Source organism: Roseateles sp. (genome assembly GCF_052436255.1).
GTDB lineage: Bacteria > Pseudomonadota > Gammaproteobacteria > Burkholderiales > Burkholderiaceae_C > Pelomonas.
The window spans coordinates 1-16786 of the sequence record NZ_JBQVNP010000114.1 but is presented as its reverse complement, the minus strand read 5'-3'; the positions used below and the strand labels follow the sequence as shown (position 1 = coordinate 16786).

The 16786-nt window shown below is 69.2% G+C and carries 15 protein-coding genes; 3 read left to right on the top strand and 12 right to left on the bottom strand.

Annotation, left to right across the window (positions count from 1 at the left end):
- Positions 1-200 precede the first annotated feature (200 nt).
- The 8 genes from ACT6S0_RS20475 to ACT6S0_RS20440 all read right to left on the bottom strand — a co-directional run bounded on the left by ACT6S0_RS20475 (position 201) and on the right by ACT6S0_RS20440 (position 10132).
- The gene (locus tag ACT6S0_RS20475; RefSeq protein ID WP_444765634.1) at positions 201-1085 is read right to left on the bottom strand and encodes an alpha/beta fold hydrolase; all 885 of its coding nucleotides are present in this window, start codon (positions 1083-1085) and stop codon (positions 201-203) included.
- A 12-nt stretch (positions 1086-1097) separates the two neighbouring features.
- Positions 1098-1382, bottom strand: coding sequence for a type II toxin-antitoxin system RelE/ParE family toxin (locus tag ACT6S0_RS20470; protein WP_444765633.1), 285 nt, complete (start codon positions 1380-1382; stop codon positions 1098-1100).
- Positions 1382-1666 carry a CopG family ribbon-helix-helix protein gene (locus ACT6S0_RS20465; protein ID WP_444765632.1) on the bottom strand — a complete coding sequence of 95 codons (285 nt, stop codon included), beginning with the start codon at positions 1664-1666 and terminating at the stop codon, positions 1382-1384. Before ACT6S0_RS20465 ends, ACT6S0_RS20470 begins: the two co-directional genes overlap by 1 nt.
- Positions 1667-1695: 29 nt before the next feature.
- Complete coding sequence (locus ACT6S0_RS20460) at positions 1696-5118, bottom strand: transglutaminase family protein (RefSeq protein WP_444765631.1); 3423 nt, start codon at positions 5116-5118, stop codon at positions 1696-1698.
- A 15-nt stretch (positions 5119-5133) separates the two neighbouring features.
- Positions 5134-6078: an alpha-E domain-containing protein gene (locus ACT6S0_RS20455; RefSeq protein ID WP_444765630.1), complete on the bottom strand. Its 945-nt coding sequence runs from the start codon at positions 6076-6078 to the stop codon at positions 5134-5136.
- Between the two features lie 13 nt (positions 6079-6091).
- Positions 6092-7588: a circularly permuted type 2 ATP-grasp protein gene (locus tag ACT6S0_RS20450; RefSeq protein WP_444765629.1), complete on the bottom strand. Its 1497-nt coding sequence runs from the start codon at positions 7586-7588 to the stop codon at positions 6092-6094.
- Positions 7589-7748: 160 nt separating this feature from the next.
- The gene (locus ACT6S0_RS20445) at positions 7749-9752 is read right to left on the bottom strand and encodes a TonB-dependent receptor (RefSeq protein ID WP_444765628.1); all 2004 of its coding nucleotides are present in this window, start codon (positions 9750-9752) and stop codon (positions 7749-7751) included.
- Between the two features lie 68 nt (positions 9753-9820).
- The gene (locus ACT6S0_RS20440; protein ID WP_444765627.1) at positions 9821-10132 is read right to left on the bottom strand and encodes a hypothetical protein; all 312 of its coding nucleotides are present in this window, start codon (positions 10130-10132) and stop codon (positions 9821-9823) included.
- A gap of 49 nt (positions 10133-10181) precedes the next feature.
- On the opposite strand from ACT6S0_RS20440, the gene ACT6S0_RS20435 reads away from it, so the two are divergent.
- Together ACT6S0_RS20435 and ACT6S0_RS20430 are read left to right on the top strand one after the other, a co-directional pair.
- A complete protein-coding gene (locus ACT6S0_RS20435; protein WP_444765626.1) occupies positions 10182-11393 on the top strand; it encodes a M20 aminoacylase family protein in 1212 nt (403 codons plus the stop codon).
- Between the two features lie 131 nt (positions 11394-11524).
- Positions 11525-12067, top strand: coding sequence for a DUF1415 domain-containing protein (locus ACT6S0_RS20430; protein ID WP_444765625.1), 543 nt, complete (start codon positions 11525-11527; stop codon positions 12065-12067).
- A 15-nt stretch (positions 12068-12082) separates the two neighbouring features.
- Here ACT6S0_RS20430 and ACT6S0_RS20425 read toward each other — a convergent pair whose 3' ends face one another.
- Positions 12083-12448: a hypothetical protein gene (locus tag ACT6S0_RS20425; RefSeq protein ID WP_444765624.1), complete on the bottom strand. Its 366-nt coding sequence runs from the start codon at positions 12446-12448 to the stop codon at positions 12083-12085.
- Positions 12449-12628: 180 nt separating this feature from the next.
- Here ACT6S0_RS20425 and ACT6S0_RS20420 point away from each other — a divergent pair, with 180 nt between their 5' ends.
- The gene (locus ACT6S0_RS20420) at positions 12629-13321 is read left to right on the top strand and encodes a response regulator transcription factor (RefSeq protein WP_444765623.1); all 693 of its coding nucleotides are present in this window, start codon (positions 12629-12631) and stop codon (positions 13319-13321) included.
- A gap of 145 nt (positions 13322-13466) precedes the next feature.
- Here ACT6S0_RS20420 and ACT6S0_RS20415 read toward each other — a convergent pair whose 3' ends face one another.
- The 3 genes from ACT6S0_RS20415 to ACT6S0_RS20405 all read right to left on the bottom strand — a co-directional run.
- Positions 13467-15212, bottom strand: a complete 1746-nt coding sequence (locus ACT6S0_RS20415; RefSeq protein WP_444765622.1) for a sensor domain-containing diguanylate cyclase — start codon at positions 15210-15212, stop codon at positions 13467-13469.
- Positions 15213-15275: 63 nt separating this feature from the next.
- Positions 15276-16391 carry an efflux RND transporter permease subunit gene (locus ACT6S0_RS20410; RefSeq protein WP_444765621.1) on the bottom strand — a complete coding sequence of 372 codons (1116 nt, stop codon included), beginning with the start codon at positions 16389-16391 and terminating at the stop codon, positions 15276-15278.
- Positions 16384-16786 (bottom strand): efflux RND transporter periplasmic adaptor subunit (locus ACT6S0_RS20405; RefSeq protein WP_444765619.1); only part of this gene is annotated, 403 nt, incomplete at its 5' end. The genes ACT6S0_RS20405 and ACT6S0_RS20410, both read right to left, overlap by 8 nt.

The following is a 16786-nucleotide window of genomic DNA, read 5'->3' as shown; positions in this document are numbered from 1 at the left end:
GCGGGGCGGGGGGGGCGGGGGGGCCTCCGGGGGCCCGCGCCCCCTGGGGGGGGGGGTCCCCCACCACCCGGGGGGGGGGGGGGCGGGCCATGCAGAGCGATCAGGGAACAGGCATTGTCAAGCAATGTCCACACCCGGCCGCAGCAGGGCAGCCGCCCAGGCGCCCGTATTTCGCGGTGCGGGAGTCGGCCGTGCAGGCTTCAGAGCGCGTCGGGCACGACGCTGCCGCTGGACTGCGCCCGGTTGGACAGGAAGGCGCGCAAGACGCGCTCGGCCGCCACCGGGTCGTCGCGCCAGGCGCCGTGGCCGACGCCGGCAAAGCGCTCGAACTGCACCCATTGCGCCGGCAGCGCCGCGACGATCTCCTCGGCATCCTCGGGCGGCGTGACCGGGTCGGCCTCGCCGGCCATGACCAGCACCGGGCATTGCACGTTCGACAAGCCGGGGCGCAGATCCATGTCGCGCAGCTCCGTGCGGGTGTGGGCGAACAGAATCTCGGGCTTGAAGATCATCCAGCCGCCGGCATCGGGGTTCCTGGGCTGGGTGTTGTAGAGATGGCGGCAGTGCTTCTCGTAGACGGCCCAGGTCGCGGGGCCGGGGTTTTCCCAGAACTCGCGCGTTGCCGCCGCCGCATCCGGCCCGCCAAGGGCGCCGAAGCGCTCGATCTTGCGCGCCAGGCCGAAGTGGTGGGAGGTGCTGGACAGCACGACCTTGCCAGGATGCGCCGGATGCCGCGCCAGGTAGCGCTGCGCGACGAAGCCGCCGAAGCTCTGGCCCAGCACGATGGGCTTGACGACACCCAGGGCGTCGCACAGCCGCACGATGTCGTCGGCGAACACGTCCAGCACCCACTCCTCGGCCGGCCGCGGGTCGCTGCGGCCATGGCCGCGCAGGTCGAAGTAGACGATCTGGCAGAGGTCGGTGAAGCGGCTGAAGAAGGGCCTGAAGGCGGTGTGGTCGAAGCCCGGGCCGCCATGGACGAGCACGAGGGTGGGCTTCTGGCGCAGCAGCGGACCGTCGGGTTCGTGGCCCAGGCCTTCGATGTCGACGAAGAGGCGGATGCCGGGTTGGATTTCGATGTGCATGGATATCCGGCGCTAAGGAGATTCGCGTTGGTGGCGCACTTCCAGCACGAAAACAGTGTCGATGCGCGGCATGTATTCGTAACGGGCGACATAGCCCCGAGCTGCCCTGCCTATCACCAACTCCCTGAACTTCACGCCTGCGCGGCGTCCGATCTGCGGTGCATGCATCAGCACGTCCAGACCCAAAAGCAGCTCATCGATTCGTTCCTCGATGTTGTCGGGATCGTGCGTCAGCAGGAAATCTCGAATGCGCTCCAGGTCAGCCAATGCAAACGGCGTGAACTGGATCTGCGTCATCAGACGATCTTCCTCGCCAAGGGGCGCTTGGCCTTCTTGCCTGCCGCAGTCGCTCTCATGTAGGCCTTGACGTCATCCCAAGGGACTGCCTCGCCCGTTCTCAGGAACTCAGCCCAGCGCTCCTCGCAGATGCGATCTGCCTCGGCATCGAACTCCGCCTGCGCAACCGATTCGGCAATGGCGTCGCGAATGAAGGCGTGGGCGGTCTTGCCGGCCCGAGCGGCCGCCTCGCTCACCCGCTCTTTCAGGTCATCTTCCAGGCGGATCGTCGTGGTGGTCGACATGGCAGCTCCTTGTATGTAGCGCAATTGTGCTACACCACCTTGCGCAGATCCAGCGTGAACGGGAACTCCAGGCTGCGCTGCGGTTCGGCCACCTCGACCTTGCCCGGCGTGTGGCCCATCGCCACGAAGCGCGACAGCCGCCGGCTCTCGGCCTCGTAGGCGTTGACCGGCAGGGTCTCGTAGTTGCGCCCGCCGGGGTGGGCGACCGAGTAGCGGCAGCCGCCCAGGCTCTTGGCCTGCCAGGTGTCGACCAGATCGATCGTCAGCGGCGCATGGATGCCGATGGTCGGGTGCAAGGCCGATGACGGCAGCCAGGCGCGGTAGCGCACGCCGGCGACGAACTCGCCGACCCGGCCGGTAGGCTGCAGTGGCAGGGCCACGCCGTTGACGGTCACGCGGTGGCGGGTGTCGACGAGGCCGGTGACATGCACCTCCATGCGCTCCATCGACGCGTCCACATAGCGCACGGTGCCGCCGGCCGAGCCTTCCTCGCCCATCACATGCCAGGGCTCCAGCGCGGCGCGCAACTGCACATGCACGCCGCGCGCGACGAACTCGCCGAATTTGGGGAAGCGGAACTCGAAGTGCGGCGCGAACCAGGCCGCGTCGAGCGCATAGCCGGCGTCCTGCATGTCCTGCATGACGTCGTTGAAGTCGTCGCGGATGAAGTGGGGCAGCAGCCAGCGGTCATGCAGCTCGGTGCCCCAGCGCACCAGCGGCGCGCGGTAGGGCCTTCGCCAGAAGCGCGCGACCAGGGCCCGCAGCAACAGCTGCTGCACGATGCTCATGCGCGCATGCGGCGGCATCTCGAAGGCGCGCAGCTCCAGCAGGCCCAGGCGGCCGGTCGCGGAGTCGGGCGAATAGAGCTTGTCGATGCAGAACTCGCTGCGGTGGGTATTGCCCGTCACGTCCACCAGCACGTTTCGCAGCGTGCGGTCGACGACCCAGGGCGGCATCGTGCTGCCGTAGCTGGCTTCGGCCTTGTGGATCTCGGCCAGGGCGATCTCCAGCTCGCGCAGCTGGTCGTTGCGCGCCTCGTCGACGCGCGGCGCCTGGCTGGTGGGGCCGATGAAGAGACCGCTGAAGAGATAGCTGAGCGACGGATGGTTGTGCCAGTAGGCCAGCAGCGAGGCCAGCAACGACGGGCGGCGCAGGAAGGGCGAGTCCGCGGCGCAAGCGCCGCCCAGCACGAAATGGTTGCCGCCGCCGGTGCCGGTGTGGCGGCCGTCGATCATGAACTTCTCGCTCGACAGCCGCGTGACGCGGGCGGCTTCGTAGAGGAACTCGGTGTGCGCCACCAGCTCGCGCCAGTTGTGCGCGGGGTGGATGTTGACCTCGATGACGCCGGGGTCGGGCGTGACCTGCAGCAGCTTCAGGCGCGGGTCGCGCGGCGGCGGGTAGCCCTCCAGCACGATCTGGTAGCCGGTGTCCTCGCAGGCGCCTTCGACGGCGGCCAGCAGCTCCAGGTAGTGCTCGACCTTCTCAAGCGGCGGCATGAAGACGTACAGGACGCCGCTGGCCTTGCCGTTGGCTTCGGCCGACGGTCCATTCGCCCGTCGGGGGTCTCGCGCCTCGACGCAAAGCGCGGTACGCGCCAGTTCTGCGGCACTTTCGAAGCGTGCCGGTATCGCGGCCGCATCGGTGGCAACACCTGCGCCGGCGGGCGCCGAGCCGGCCGCGCCGCGCAGGCCCGGCGTCGGTCCGGCCGAGGTCACGCCCTGCACCTGGGCGCGCAGGGTGGCCGCGGACGGCAACATGCCGCGCGGCGCGAACGGGTCCTGCTCGATCAGGTAGGGGTAGTCGCCCTTGCTGACCCAGGGCAGTGCGTCCAGCGGCAGGCGCCAGCCCATCGGCGAGTCGCCGGGATGCAGGTACAGGCGCTCGTCGCGGAAATACCAGGGGCTGGTCAGCCAGCGCGGGCCGCCGAGCGGCGCGCCTTCCTCGCCCGCACGGGCGATCGGCAGCACATAGCCAACGACATGGGACAGGCCCTGGTCGAAGACGCGGCGCAGGCGGGTGCGCTCCATCTCGTCGTCCAGGCGCGCATCGAAGGGGTCGACGTTGACGGGCAGGCGGCGCTCGCGCCACAGGTAGTAGAAGGTGTCCTCGTAGCCGGGCTGCACATGCGTGTCGGGCAGCCCAAGACGACGCGTCAGCGCGCCCATGAAGTGCTCGGCGTGCGTGCTGGTGTAGGCATGCGCCGCGCGCTCGTCGGCAAACCAGTCGGGGTTGCGCCAGCACGGCTGGCCGTCGGCCCGCCAGTAAATCGACAGCGCCCAGCGCGGCAACTGCTCGCCCGGATACCACTTGCCCTGGCCGAAATGCAGGAAGCCGCCGCGACCATATTCGTCGCGCAGCCTGTGCGTCAGCTGCTGGGCGTAGATGCGCTTGGTCGGGCCCAGCGCGTCGATGTTCCATTCGGGCGCGTCACGGTCGTCGATGGCGACAAAGGTCGGCTCGCCGCCCATGGTCAGCCGCACATCGCCGGCCACCAGTTCGCGGTCCACCTGCTCGCCCAGCGACAGCACCTCGGCCCACTGCGCGTCGGTGTAGGGCCGGGTCACGCGCGGCGACTCGTAGATGCGCGTGACGCCCATCTCGTGGCCGAACTCGACCTCGCTCTCGTCAACGCCGCCGCTGATGGGCGCGGCGCTGCCGGGCGTGGGCGTGGCGGCCAGCGGGATATGGCCCTCGCCCGCCAGCAGGCCCGAGGTCGGGTCCAGGCCGATCCAGCCGGCGCCCGGCAGATAGACCTCGCACCAGGCATGCAGGTCGGTGAAATCGACCTCGGTACCGCTCGGGCCGTCGAGCGCCTTCTCGTCCGGCGTGAGCTGGATCAGGTAGCCCGACACGAAGCGCGCCGCCAGGCCGAGGTGGCGCAGCAGCTGCACCAGCAGCCACCCGGAGTCGCGGCAGGAGCCCGAGGCCTTCTCCAGCGTCTCCTCCGGTGTCTGCACGCCGGGTTCCATGCGGATCAGGTAGGAGACGCTGTGCTGCACCTTCTGGTTGAGCGCGACCAGGAAGTCGATGGTGACCTGGGGCTTGCGGTCGATGCCGTCCAGATAGGCGGTCAGCAGCGGCGTGGCTGGTTCGGTGACCAGATATGGCGCCAGCTCGGCGCGCTGGGCCGCGTCGTAGTCGAACGGGAAGCTCTGGGCGTGCGGCTCCAGGAAGAAGTCGAAGGGGTTGTGCACCGCCATCTCGGCCACCAGGTCCACCGTGACGGTGAACTCCGTCGTCTTCTCGGGGAAGACCAGCCGCGCCAGGTAGTTGGCGAAGGGGTCCTGCTGCCAGTTGATGAAGTGACTGGCCGGCTCGATGCTGAGCGAGTAGCTGAGCACCGGGGTGCGGCAATGCGGTGCCGGCCGCAGGCGCACGACCTGCGGGCCGAGGCTGACCGGCCGGTCGTACTTGTAGCGGGTGACGTGTTTAAGGGCGACGTGGATTGACATGCGTGGCCCTGGCGGTCAAGTCGAGGGAACAAGGAAGTCTCGGCTGATGCCGGCACCGAGATCGGCGACCTCGGCGAGGAAATCGTCGAGGAAGGGGTGCAGGCCCTTGGCCAGGATCTCGTCGATGCGGCCGAAGGCCAGCTCGGCCTCCAGCCGGCCGACGCGCCGCAGCGTCTCGCCCGACTGCGGATTGGCCACGCGCCTGAGGTTGGCCAGCATGCGCGTCACGCAGTGCGACAGCGAACGCGGCATGTCGGGGCGCAGGATCAGCAGCTCGGCCACCTTGTCAGGCTGGATGACATTGCTGTAGACCTTGCGGTAGATCTCGAAGCCCGACACCGAGCGCAGCACGGCCGACCAGTAATAGAAATCGCGCGCGGCGTCGCGGTCGGTGCCGCTGCCGTCCTGGCGATAGAACTTGACGTCGATCAGCCGCGCGGTGTTGTCGGCTCGCTCCAGAAAGGAGCCGATGCGGATGAAGTGGAAGGCCTCGTCCTGCAGCATGGTGCCCACCGTCACGCCGCGCGACAGGTGGCTGCGGTACTTGACCCATTCAAAGAGCTGGGACGGGTCGCGCGGCAGGGCGCCTTCGCGCAGCAGGCGGCGGAACTCCAGCCAGGTCTGGTTCATCGTCTCCCAGACCTCGGTGGTCAGCGCGCCGCGCACGGCGCGGGCGTTCTCGCGGGCCGCCCGCACGCAGTTGAAGATGGACGAGGGGTTGCTCTCGTCGGCCACCATGAACTCCATGACATCGCGGCTGTTGATGGACGCGTACTTCTTGCCGTACAGCGCATTCAGCTCCGAAATCGACACCAGGCTGCGCCAGGACTGCTCGGCCTCCTCGGTCGACTGCGGTTGCAGCGAGGTCTGGTAGGCGATGTCGAGCATGCGGGCAGTGTTCTCGGCTCGCTCGATATAGCGGCTCAGCCAGAACAGGTGGTCAGCGGTTCTCGAAAGCATCTTGTGGTCTCCCTCAATCTTCCAGAACCCAGGTGTCCTTGGTCCCGCCGCCCTGGCTGCTGTTGACGACCAGGGAGCCCTCCTTCAGCGCCACCCGCGTCAAGCCGCCGGGCACCATGCGCACGCTGGACCCCGACAGCACGAAGGGTCGCAGATCAATGTGACGGGGCGCGATGCCGCTGTCGACGAAGGTGGGGCAAGTGGACAGGGACAGCGTCGGCTGCGCGATGTAGTTGCCCGGGTTGGCGACGACGCGCTCGCGGAAGGCCTCGATCTCGGCCTGGGTGGCCGCCGGGCCGACCAGCATGCCGTAGCCGCCCGCGCCGTGCACCTCCTTGACCACCAGTTCGCCCAGGTGGGCCAGCGTATAGGCCAGGCCCTCGGGTTCGCGGCAGACATGGGTCGGCACGTTCTGCAGGATGGGCTTCTCGCCGAGATATAACTCGAACATCTTCGGCACATACGGGAAGATGGACTTGTCGTCGGCGATGCCGGTGCCGATGGCGTTGGACAGGGTCACCTTGCCGGCCTTGTAGGCATCGACCAGCCCCGCGCAACCCAGTCGGGAATCGGCCCGGAAGACCTGCGGGTCGAGGAAGTCGTCGTCGATGCGGCGGTAGATGACGTCCACGCGCTTCGGGCCGCGCGTGGTGCGCATGTAGACGAAGCCGCTGTCGACGAACAGGTCCTGGCCCTCGACCAGCTCGACACCCATCTGCTGCGCCAGGAAGGCGTGCTCGAAGTAGGCCGAGTTGTACATGCCCGGCGTCATGACCACGACGGTGGGGTCGGACACGCCCGAGGGCGCCACGCTGCGCAGCGTGTCCAGCAGCAGGTCGGGGTAATGCGCCACCGGTGCGATGCGGTGCTGCACGAACAGCTCGGGGAACAGCCGCATCATCATCTTGCGGTTCTCGAGCATGTAGCTCACGCCGCTGGGCACGCGCAGGTTGTCCTCCAGCACGAAGTAGTCACCACCGCCGCCCGCATTGCCGGCGCGCACGATGTCGACGCCGGCGATGTGGCTGTACACGCCGCCGGGCACGTCCACGCCCATCATCTCCTTGCGGAACTGGGCGTTGTTGAGGATCTCGTCGGCCGGCACGATGCCGGCCTTGAGGATCTCCTGGTCATGATAGACATCGTGGATGAAGCGGTTCAGCGCTGTCACCCGCTGGGCCAGGCCCGCCTGCATCGATGTCCACTCGGCGGCCGGGATGACGCGCGGGATCAGGTCGAAGGGAATCACCCGCTCGGTGCCCTCGCCGGTGTCCTTGTCGCCGTAGACGGCAAAGGTGATGCCCACGCGGCGGAAGATCAGCTCCGCCTGCTCGCGCCGTTCGCGCATCAGCGACTCGGGCTGCGCCGCCAGCCAGCGGGCATAGGCTTCGTAGTGGGCGCGGATGCTTGTGTTGTTGCTGACCGGCGGCGCTGCGCCCTGGGTCTGTGATTGGCTTTGCGATTGGCTAGGCGCAACCGCGGCGTTCATCTCGTCGAAAGGCGTCTGCATCGTCGCTCCTGTTCCCAGCCCCGCCGACGCAATTTCCGCGCCCGGGCGGGTGGCGGCTTGTGGTGCGTGCGGGCACTGCTTGGGTGCAGGATGCCCGCCACGCTGGCGTCGAGGCACCAGGTTTATACCGGGGCTCGACGCCAAGGCGCCTGGGGCGACCTCAGAAGCGCACTTGCAGACCCGTGCTGGCCGAACGCCCGGGCTGCGGCGCCAGCGCCCGGATCGTCGGGACCGCCGTCGCGTTGTAGGCCAGCTTGTTGCCGAGGTTGTCCAGCTTCAGATACCAGAGCGCATCGAGTTGCCCCCAGCGAACCTGCCGCGCCAGGCTCAGGCGCACGGTGCCGTAGCCGGGCGTGGGCATGTCGAACTGGGCGACGCGAGTCTGGCGGGCGGCGCCGCGCCATTCGACCTTGCCCGACCACTCGCCCCACTTGCCCTCCAGCCCCAGCATCGCCCGCAACGGCGCCAGGCGCGGCAGCGCTTGGCCGGTGCTGCGGTCGTCGCCGCGCACCGCATCGATCTGGCCCAGCACCGCCAGCGCCGGGTGGGCCTGCCAGCGGCCCTCCAGCTCCACGCCGCGCAGCCGCGCCGGCACGGCCTGGAAGGCGTAGACCGGCAGGCTCTCGCCTTCGTCCTCCACGCTCTCGCCGGTGGCCTGCAGGGCGATGTAGTTGGCAAAGCGCGTCTCGTAGACGTTCACATGCACATGGCTCTGCGCGGCTTCCCACTTCAGGCCGACGTCCGCGCCCTTGGAGCTCTCCAGTCCCAGGTTCGGGTCACCGCGCTCGAAGGCGGCGCTGGCCACATGCAGGCCGTTGGCGAAGAGCTCGTAATAGGCGGGGGCGCGCTGGGTGCGGTTGAGGTTGGCGCTCAAGCTCCACGCGTTGTTCAGCGGCAGCACACCGCCGAGGGCCAGGCTCAGGGGGCTGAAGCGGCGCGACTGCGCGACACCGAAGCGCTCGCCGCCGTCGGACGCGACGGTCGCCTTTTCGCTGCGCGCCCCGGCCGTCCAGTCCACGCCCGCCAGCCTGGCCTGCTCCAGCACGAAGACGCCGGTGCTGCGCGTACGCGTACTCGGCACGAAGGCCTCCTCGCCCAGCGCCGAGAAGTCCAGCGACTCCGTCTGCACGCCGACGACGCCCTTGAGCGGGCCGAAAGGTGTCGGCAAAGCGGCATGCTCCAGCTCCAGCCGGCCGTCCGTGCCGCGGCTCTTGAAGACGGTACCGACTTCGTCGCCTTCGAACTCGGTGTGCTCGTAGCGGTTGCGGCTGAGCTGCCAGCCGATGCGGCGCAGCGGCCCGCTGGCCGTGGCCCACTCGCCGGCCGTGGCGACGCGCTGGCGCTGCATGCGGATGGTCACGTCGGCCTCGGCCGTGGTGCCGTAGTCCGTATGGAAGTCGTCCACCGACACGCCGGCAAAGCCGCCCTGGAAGAACACCGAGCCGCCGACGGCGCCGCCATGGCTCTTGGCGGCGGAGTTGCGCACGCGGGTGCGGCTCTCGCTGCCGTCCTCGGTCGGGCTGTGGAAACGCGGCGCGCGCTGGTCACCGGCCTCGCGGCCGGCCAGGTCGACATGCCAGCCCCAGCCGGCATTCGCCTGGCCGCTGCCGCCATCCAGCACGACGGCACCGCTCCTGTCGTTGCTGGCGCCACCCAGGCGCACCTCGGCCGCGCCGCCGAGGCCCGACGTGAAGACGCGCGGGATCCGGTTGTCCAGCGTGTTGACGACGCCGCCCACCGCGTTGCCGCCGTACAGCAGGGCCGCGGCACCACGCAGCACCTCGATCTTGTCGATGACCAGCGGGTCGATGGCCACGCCGTGGTCGAAGCTCAGGTTGGAGGCGTCAACGGAAGCGCCGGAGTTGTTGAGGATGCGCACCCGGTCACCGTCGAGGCCGCGGATGCTGGGCCGGCTGGCGTTGGGGCCGAAGTTGGTGGCCGCCACGCCGGGCAGACCTTGCAGCGTGTCGCCGAGGGTGGCGGCGCGGGTGAGCGTGAGCTGATCGCCGGACAGGGAATCGCTGGGCTGGGCCAGCAGCTGGCTCCTCAGCGGGTTGCCGGTGACGACGACCTTGTCGAGGGATTCAGGGACTGCAGTGGATTGAGCCTGGGCGGCCAGAGTGAAACAGGCAGCCGCGAGGGGCGCCAACGCGAAGGAACGCATGAGAAAGATTTCCGCGAGAAAAGACAACAGCCCACGCTCCGACCAGCGGGCGCGGGAAGACTTGGGTTTCAGGCGGAAACGGGCGGTGCGCGGGCCGGCGGCAGACCGGCATCTGCCACGCATCGGGCGCCCGCGGGAGCCAGGCGCGGCGCCGCATGTACGGCCGGGACGGCGGGCAGGGCCACCGGTGCGTCAGTGGGCGCGCCGGTGCCGAGGTTGGCGGCCGACACGCAGAGGTCGCAATGGACCAGGTGAGCAAGGCCATTGTCACGGCCATCGCCGGCGTGCGACAGCGCATGCACGCCGGCCATCGCTTGCGCAATGGGCAGCAGCAGGGCCAGCCACAACAACCAGATTCTTGACCAACGACGGGGTATCACGGGCGCAATCCTAAACTGGGCCCCTTTTGAGCCCTGAAGTCACCCTGTCATGAAGCTCATCGACACCATCCTGGCCGACGCGCCGGCCATCACGACCATCCGCCGTGATCTGCACAAGCACCCCGAGCTCTGCTTCCACGAGGAGCGCACGGCCGACGTCATCGCCAAGGCGCTGACCGACTGGGGCATCCCCGTCCACCGCGGCCTGGGCAAGACCGGCGTGGTCGGCATCGTCAAGAACGGCACATCGGACCGCGCCGTCGGCCTGCGCGCCGACATCGACGCACTGCCGATGACCGAGCGCAACCAGTTCCCGCACGCCAGCGCGTACCAGGGCCGCATGCATGCCTGCGGCCATGACGGCCACACCGCGATGCTGCTGGCAGCGGCCAAGCACCTGGCGCGGCACCGTAACTTTGACGGCACGGTCTACCTGGTCTTCCAGCCCGCCGAGGAGGGCGGTGGCGGCGCCCGCGAGATGATCAAGGACGGCCTGTTCGAAAAGTTCCCGATGGAGGCAATGTTCGGCGCCCACAACTGGCCGGGCATGAAGGCCGGCCAGTTCGCGCTGAAGGCCGGGCCGGTGTTTGCCAGCAGCAACGAGTTCAAGATCACGCTCAAGGGCAAGGGCTCGCACGCCGCCATGCCGCATCTGGGCGTCGACCCGGTGCCGGCCGCCTGCCAGCTGGTGACGGCCTTCCAGACCATCGTCAGCCGCAACAAGCGCCCCATCGATCCGGGTGTCATCTCCGTGACGATGATCCATGCCGGCGAGGCGACCAATGTCGTGCCCGACTCGGTCGTCATGGAAGGCACGGTGCGCACCTTCACGCTGGAGCTGCTGGACCTGTTCGAGCGCCGCATGAAGGCCATGACCGAGCAACTGGCCGGCGCCTTCGAGCTGAGCGCCGAGTTCGAGTTCCGCCGCAACTACCCGCCGACCATCAACCACGCCGCGGAGACCGAGTTCGTGCGCCACGTGCTGACCGACATGGTCGGCGCCGACAACGTGCAGGAGTTCGAGCCCACCATGGGCGCCGAGGACTTCAGCTACTACCTGCTCGACAAGCCCGGCTGCTATTTCCTCATCGGCAACGGCGACGGCAGCCACCGCATCGGCGGCCACGGCATGGGGCCCTGCATGCTGCACAACCCCAGCTATGACTTCAACGACGAGCTGATCCCGCTGGGCGGCTCGATGTGGGTGCGGCTGGCTGAAGCCTGGCTGAATGGAGCCCCTCGCCCGGTCACGCCACGCTGAACGCGGGCAGGCCCAGCCGGTCCCCCGAGGGGACGGCGATGCTCGCGGCGTTGAGCCGCGAGCACATCGCCAGACGGGCCGGCTTGGGAGCGGCCCGGCGCTCGGCCCGAAATTCGGAAAGACAAACCGCAGTGAACCAAGAACAAGTCATCGCCGACACCCGTGACTGGGTCGTCAAGGCCGTCATCGGCCTCAACCTCTGCCCCTTTGCCAAGGCCGTGCATGTCAACGAGCGCATCCGCTATGTCGTCAGCGACGCCACCGGCCCCGAGCAGCTGCTGAAGGACCTGGCGCGCGAGCTGCTGGCGCTCAACCGCGCCGACCCGGAAGACGTCGACACGACGTTGCTCATCCACCCCGGCGTGCTGACCGACTTCCTGGACTTCAACGACTTCCTGGACGCCGCCGATGCCCTCGTCGACGAGCTCAAGCTCGACGGCGTGCTGCAGATCGCCGACTTCCACCCCGGCTACCAGTTCGAGGGCAGCGAGCCCGACGACATCGCCAACTACAGCAACCGCGCGCCCTACCCCACGCTGCACCTGCTGCGCGAGGAGAGCATCACGCGCGCGGTGGAGTCCATGCCCGACACGGCGGCCATCTTCGAGGGCAATCTCGACACGCTTGAAAAGCTCGGCCACGAAGGCTGGGCGGCGCTCGGCCTCAAGCGCTGAACGGCCCGGCCGGCGCTACTCCTTGACCCAGGACAAGCCGGCAGCAGCCTTCCTGGGCGAACTGGCCCGCGTGCGCAGCACGGCGTCGAAGCCGCTCTTGCCGCCATTCCAGATCGCTGTCAGCAGGCCGACGACGTCATCGCGGCTGCAGCTGTCGAGGTCGGCGCGGAATTGCTTGATCGCCGCGGCCAGCATGTCGCGCGGCAGCTCCTGGTGGGTCGCCAGCACCAGGAACATCGCGGCGAACAGGTCGGGACGGCTGGCGCACAGCGCCTGGATGCGCCGCAGCGCCTCCGGCGGCGTGGCCCGCTGGCCCGGCTGCAGCCAGGTCAATTCGTCGAGGCTGGCCCCGGCAACTTCGTCTTGCGCTTCATCGGCCATCGTGGGTCTCCTCGTTGCCACTCGCAGGCGGCTTTGATTTCTCACGGCGCCGGACAAGTGTCAGGCATTTATGACCCCAAGCGTGCGGCAAACCACGCCACGCCAGCCGGCGAGCGCGTGCTGACGCGCCAGTCATGCGGCAAACTGCGCGGCTGCCTGCCCTGAGAGCCCCTCGCCGCCATGCAACCCAAGACACTCGCACTCATCGACGACGACGCCGAGTATTCGGAGTTCCTGACGCAGTTCCTCCAGGAGCAGCAGGGCATCGCGGTCAGCCGCTTCGACGATAGCAATGCGCTGCTGGCCGCGCCCGATGCCTTCGCCTTCGATTTCTATCTGGTCGACCTGATGCTGCCGGGGGTCAATGGCGTGGAGCTGATCAAGATCCTGCGCCGGCGTACCGATGCCGGCGTCGTCGTCGTCTCGGGCCGCCTTGGCCCGGAGGTCTTCCGCGAGGTCATCACCGCCGGGGCCGACATGTACCTCGTCAAGCCCGTGCAGTTCGAACAGGTGGCCCTGGCCATCGCGGCCGTACAGCGCCGCGTGGTCAAGCCCTCGGCGGCTGACGCTGTCTGGAAGCTCGACCGCGCCAGCGGCGAACTCGTCGTGCCCGACGGCACGCGTATCCAGCTGAGCGAGGCCGACCGCCAGTTGCTGGAGTGCTTCGCCCAGGCCGGCGGCGAGCCGGTCACGCGCGAGGCGCTGCTGAACAAACTTGGCCGCGAGGTCGTCGAGGGCGAGGCCGACGACGGCCTGTCGGCCACCATCTACCGGCTGCGCCGTCGCATCGAGCGCGCCACGCCGACGCTGGTGCCGCTGCAGAGCAAATCGCGGGTCGGCTATGTCTTCCGCGCGCCACTGCAGCTGATTTGAAGCCGCGCGTCCGGTCTCGCCACGCTGAACGCGCGCCGGTCCAGCCGGACCGCCCAGGGGACGGCGATGCTCGCGGCATCAAGCCGCAAGCACATCGCCGACGCGGGCCGGCTTGAGGCGGCCCGGCGCTCGGCCCGCCAAGCACCTACTTCAGCACCACGGCATTGCGGCCGCCGCGCTTGGCCTCGTACAGCGCGGCGTCGGCGCGGGCGATCAGCGGCGCGGGCTCGGCATCCTCCAGGGAGGCCAGGCTGACGCCGATGCTGACCGTGAGCTTGCCGACGGCCGGGAAGGTCGCGGCCTCGACCGCGGCGCGGATCTTCTCGGCCGCCATGACTGCCTCCAGCGGCCCGGCCAGCTCGGGCAGCAGCACGGCGAACTCCTCGCCGCCGAAGCGCGCTACCACGTCGGTGATGCGCACCGTGGCCAGCAGCATCGTGCTGAGTTGACGCAGCACCTCGTCGCCGGCCGGATGGCCGAACTGGTCGTTGATGCGCTTGAAATGGTCGACGTCGATCAGCAGCAGGCCGTGCACCCGAGCGTTCTGCCTGCCGTAGCGCCGATCCAGCGCCTGCGCCTGGATGAGCCGCGCGTCCAGGCTGCGTCGGTTATGCAGGCTGGTCAGCGGATCGCGCGTGGCCAGGTACTCCAGCTGGGTGTTGGCGGCCTGCAGCTCGGCAGTGCGCTGCTCGACCAGGGTCTCCAGCGTGGCATTGGTCTTTTGCAGCTGCCGCTCGGTGTCGAGCAGCGAGCCCGCCATGGACTGCATGGCCTGGCTGAGCCGCGCCAGCTCACGGGCCGCCGGCCGCTCGGGGAAGTCGGGCACGATGCGCTCTGTTTCCACCCGCACGGCCAGGCGCGCAAGTTGCTCGACCGGGCGGCTGATGCGGCGCGCCAGCAGCAAGGCGGCCAGTGCCAGCGCGGCGGCGGCCAACAGGCCCAGCAGCACCAGTTCACGCATCAGCTCGCGCACCGGGCGAGTGGCCTGCTCCAGCGGCTGGCGGGCCACGATGCGCCAGCCCAGGTCGGCATTCGTGCGCGCCTGCAGCGCGGCCTCGCTGACCAGATAGGCCTTGCCGGCGAACTCAAGCTCGCCCTCGAAGCGGCCATTCGCCAGCTTGGGCAGCACGCTGGCGCCGCCCGCCTGGACCAGCTTCAAGGCCTCCGGGTAGAGCACGCGGCCCTGGCGGTCAATGATGAGGGCGTCGATGCCGCTGCCCGGGTTCTGGCGGCGCACCACGCCGTCGACCAGGCCGGTCACCCAGCGCCAGTGCGCATGCATGCCGATGACGCCACGCAGCCGGCCCTCGGCGTCGCGGATGGGCGCGGCAAAGTCGATGAAGCGCGTGGGTTCGCCGTTGGGCAGGGCCGGCAGCATCATGGCCAGCAGCTTGGACTCGTGCACGTCGCCGACAAAGATGCGCTCGCGCGCGGCAATGAACCAGTCTCGCTGCGCCACCGAGCGTCCCACCAGCATGCCGCCGGTGGCCTGCAGCACGGTGCCGTCCGCGTCGGTCACGCCCAGCCAGGCGAACTCGCCCTGCAGCACCTGCCGGCGGTGCAGCACGTCGCGCACCTGGGCCGAATCCAGCGGCCCCTCGACGAGATAGGGCGCGAGGCTGAGCAGCTCGATCTCGCGCTCGCGATCGCGCAACTGGGTCGCCAGCAACTCGGCGGCCGACACCGCCGCGGCGCGCACGGCGGCCTGCTGGGCGCGGTAGATCTCGTCGGCGGCCAGCTTGCCCACATAACCCCCGACCCCGGTCAGGATGGCCAGCGCCAGGCCGCCGATCCACAGGCTGACCTGGCCGCGCAGGCCGGGCAGGCGGCGCGCGCCGGCAGCTTGCGGCACCTGGGGCGCGACCGAGGGAGGGGCTTGGGTGTCGGGCATCGGAGGATGCGGCAGTCACGGCCAGTCTAGGCCGGGCGGGCGCCCGCGCAAACGACGCCCCGCTCAGCCGGCTTGCGGCAATGTCAAACGCATCACGGTTCCCAGCGGCCCGGTGCGCAGCAGCTCGGCGCTGCCGCCATGCATGTCCATCACGCGGCGCACGATGTAAAGGCCCAGCCCGTGGGCAGCCTCGTGGCCGCCGCTGCCCCCATCGCCACGGGCGCCGCGCGTGAACAGCCGCGGCAGCAGCTCGCGCGGGATGCCCGGGCCGGCGTCGGCCACTTCGAACTGCAGGGCCGCCGGCTCGTCGAAGTCCATCACATGCAGGGTCACCGGACTGAGGCCGGGCGCGTACTTCAGCGCGTTGGAGAGCAGGTTGCGCAGCGCCAGCCGCAGCAGGCTCATGTCCATCAGCGCCGTGCGCGTGGCGGTGTGGCGATGCACGACGATGCGGTCGCGCTGCTCGCGCGGCAGATCGGCAATCGTCACGGCGATCAGCGTGTCGATGTCGGTATCGCCGCGCGCGATGCGCCCGCCGCCGGCGTTGGCGCTGTTGTTGTTGATGGCCGTGACCACGTCGCCCAGCACCAGCCCGTACTTCTGCAGACGCGCCGGGTCGAGTTCGAGTTGGAACTCTTTCGTGAAGCCGCCGAAGTTGTTGATGTCCACCACGCCGGCCACCTGCTTGAGCGCGGGAATCACCTTCCAGCGCTGCAGCTCCGACAGCTCCATCAGGTTCTTCGTGTCCGACTCCAGCGTGTAGCGGTAGATCTCGCCGGCCGGCCCCGCCACAGGGCCCAGGCCGGGCTGCGCGCCTGAGGGCAGGCTGACCTGCCCGATGCGCTCGGTCACGCGCTGGCGCGCGAAGTAGTCGTCGGTGCCGTCCTTGAAGGTCAGGGTGATGAGCGACAGCCCGAAGGTGCTGCTAGAGCGGATCGAGGCCAGCCCCGGCGTGTTGCTCAGTGCGCGCTCCAGCGGCGTGGTGATCTGCTGCTCGATCTCCTCGGCGGCCAGGCCGTTGACCTGCGTGGTCACCTGCACGTTCACGTCGCCGAGGTCGGGGTACGCCTCGACCGTCATCTGCGTCCACGACCACGCGCCGAAGAGCACCAGCGCCACCGACATCGCCCAGGCCAGGTGCCTGCGGCGGAAGAACTGGGTGATGATGAGATTAATCATTCAGCAGCACGCCACCACGCACCACCACACGCTCGCCCGCGGCCAGGCCGCTGCGGATGCGCACCTTGTCGCCGTCTTCGCGGCCCAGTTCCACCATGCGCCGCACGAAGGTCCAGGGCTCGGCCTCGACGAAGACGCTCACGCTGTCGTTGTTCATCAGCAGCGCCGAGGCCGGCACCTGCGGCTGCGAGCCCTGCGGCACGCCGAGCACCGCGGTGGCGAACATGTTGGGCTTGAAGAGCCCGTCGGGGTTCGCAAAGACGATGCGTGCGCGGGCGCGGCGCGTGTCCGCGTCGAGCACCGCGCTCACGAAGGCGACCTTGCCGGTGAAGCTGCGGCCCGGGTAGGCGGCCAGCGTGACCACCACGTTCTGCCCCGGAGCGACCGTACCGACC